The 2,226-nt window shown below is 69.3% G+C and carries 2 protein-coding genes and 1 pseudogene; 1 reads left to right on the top strand and 2 read right to left on the bottom strand.

Going from position 1 to position 2,226, the window contains the following annotated elements:
- Nucleotides 1-200, top strand: a pseudogene (locus tag EQG76_RS19860) (hypothetical protein); the annotation flags it as partial.
- Between the two features lie 15 nt (nucleotides 201-215).
- Here EQG76_RS19860 and EQG76_RS19855 read toward each other — a convergent pair.
- Together EQG76_RS19855 and EQG76_RS19850 are read right to left on the bottom strand one after the other, a co-directional pair.
- The gene (locus EQG76_RS19855) at nucleotides 216-1,280 is read right to left on the bottom strand and encodes a glycosyltransferase family 47 protein (RefSeq protein WP_159716086.1); all 1,065 of its coding nucleotides are present in this window, start codon (nucleotides 1,278-1,280) and stop codon (nucleotides 216-218) included.
- Nucleotides 1,281-1,370: 90 nt separating this feature from the next.
- On the bottom strand, nucleotides 1,371-2,226 hold an 856-nt coding region (locus EQG76_RS19850; RefSeq protein ID WP_159716085.1), incomplete at its 5' end, for an NAD-dependent epimerase/dehydratase family protein.

Genomic DNA, 2,226 nt, shown 5'->3' with positions numbered 1-2,226 from the left:
GGGAGCCGCGACTCCGGCTGCGCTGGCAGGAGAGCGGCGGGCCGCCCGTGTCCCCGCCGGCCGGCCAGGGTTTCGGCACCCGCCTGATCCAGCGCTGGCTGGGGCCGCAGCTCGGCGGTGGGGTCAGCCTCAACTTCGCCAAGGCGGGTGTCTGCTGCACGATGGAGATCCAGCTCACCGATCCGCCCGAGGGCGGCTGAGCCGGCGGGTCACCCTTAGGGCCGGACCGCCACCTCGGCCACGCTGGTCTTGCCCTTCAGGATCGCCGCGATCGTGCGCGCCATGGCGGCCGGGCTCGCCACCTCGTCCCACCAGCGCCGCCCCGCCAGATGCAGTTCCTCCAACCGTGCCGGTGCCGCGAGCAGCCCCTCCACGGCCGCCTCCAGCTCCGACCAGCGTTCCAGTCGGATCGCCGGTGCCGAGCGGTAGAACCAGAAATCCGGCAGCGGCTGGCAGATCACCACGCAGCCCGAGCGCATCGCCTCGAAGAAGCGGTGGGTCTCGGGCGTAGTGCCGCGTGGCGCTACGCAGATCCGCGTGTCCATCAGCCGGCGGGCATAGGCGTCGCTCGGATCGCCCGGCCCGGCCTGGTAGGTCTGGTTGATCTGCAGGGAGATCGGCCAGTCGGGGTGGAACGCCTGGAGGCGGCGCAGGTTGGCGACCATCTCCTGCCGCGCGCGGCGCTTAGGCAGGTTGGCCAGGCGTGGATAGAGCGAGAACCGGCCGACCGCGGCATTGTCCAGGCTGCCGGCGAACCAGATGAGGTGCGGCCGCTCCCCGATCGGCTTGACCGGCAGCTCCTGCTGGCGGGCATAGCCCAGCGGGATGGGCAGGGTCTTGGCCTGCACTGCCTGGTGCCGGCCGGGCCCGATCCGCCGCACGATGCGCAGGTCCTGCAGCCGGTTGCGCGCCACCCGGGTCCGGTCGAGCATCCAGGACAGGTCGGCGCGGAACGGCTCCACCGGCTGCGGACGCATGCCGTAGGCCTTGAGGATCAGCCCGGCGCGCTCGTAGCGCCAGGGGGTCAGCGAGCGTTCCTCGCCATACATGAACACGACGCAGTCCCCGTCCAGGTCGGGGATGTCGTGCTTGCCGTCATAGGTGATGTACCAGCGCCGCCCGGTGATGCCGTGCTCGCGGACCAGGCGGCGGATGATGTTCAGAAAATATTCGTAGCGCTCGCCGCTGCCGGTCTCGTCCGGATCGATCTCGAGCTGATAGCGCTGGCCGCCGATCCGGATGTTGCCGACGGAAAGGCGCTCGGGACACGGGACGGGCATCGGGCAGGCCATCGTCGTTGCGCCGGTCGCGGGGCGAGACCGGCACCCGCACCGACTATAGGAAGCCTCGCCACCGAATAGAAGCCGCGCTCAGGCCACCGCCGGCACGGCATAGGCCTCGTGATAGGCGCGCATCGTTTCCAGCAGGACCTCGGGCAGCGCCACCGTCGGGTTCCAGCCCAGCAGGCGCTGGGCCTTGCCGATATCGGGCATGCGCCGGTCGCAGTCCTCGTAGCCCTGGCCATAGAACCGCTCGGCCGACACCGTCACGATCGGGTGGTCGTTGAACCGCGCATCGCCGGTGATCTTCGCATAGGTGCGGCGCATCAGGTCGGCCAGTTCGGCCATCGTCACTTCGTTGTGCGGGTTGCCGATGTTGAACGTCTGGTTCTGCGCGGCGGAAGGGCGCTCCAGCATGCGCCGAACCGCGTCCACCGCCTCGTGGATCGAAACGATCGTCCGCCGGGCCTGGCCACCGTCGACCAGCTGCAGCGGCTGGCCCGACATGAGGGCCGCCATGAAACAGGCCAGCACGCGCGGCACGCCATCGCCGTCGCGGCTCGGAATATAGTCCATGCGCGGGCCGAAGAAGTTGAGCGGCCGGACGATGGTGAACGGCAGGCCGTCCTCGGCATGGTGGGCATAGACCAGCCGCTCGGCCATCTGCTTGGCGCAGGCATAGGACCAGCGCTGGTTCTGGATCGACCCCATGACCAGCGGGGTCTCGTCCTCGCGCAGCTCGTAGAGGTCGGGGTCGTCATAGGTGCCGGCCGGCAGGTAGCTGGCGATCGTGCGGCCATAGACCTCGCTGGTCGAGAAGCTGATCAGCCAGCGCTGGTACTTCGCGCAGAGCTGGATGACCGGATAGACGTCGAACAGGCTGGCGTGGATGACGCTCACCGGACGGGTATTGTAGTCGGACGGGTTGCAGATCGCGGCGAGGTTG

The sequence above is a fragment of the Geminicoccus flavidas genome (genome assembly GCF_009806515.1).
Lineage (GTDB): Bacteria > Pseudomonadota > Alphaproteobacteria > Geminicoccales > Geminicoccaceae > Geminicoccus > Geminicoccus flavidus.
The sequence above is the reverse complement of the archived record's forward strand: the minus strand, read 5'-3'. Positions and strand labels throughout refer to the sequence as shown.

What these genes read in the sequence shown, in the direction of transcription:
- EQG76_RS19855 (WP_159716086.1), bottom strand. Translation starts at nt 1,280, where the DNA reads ATGCCCGTCCCGTGTCCCGAGCGCCTTTCCGTCGGCAACATCCGGATC.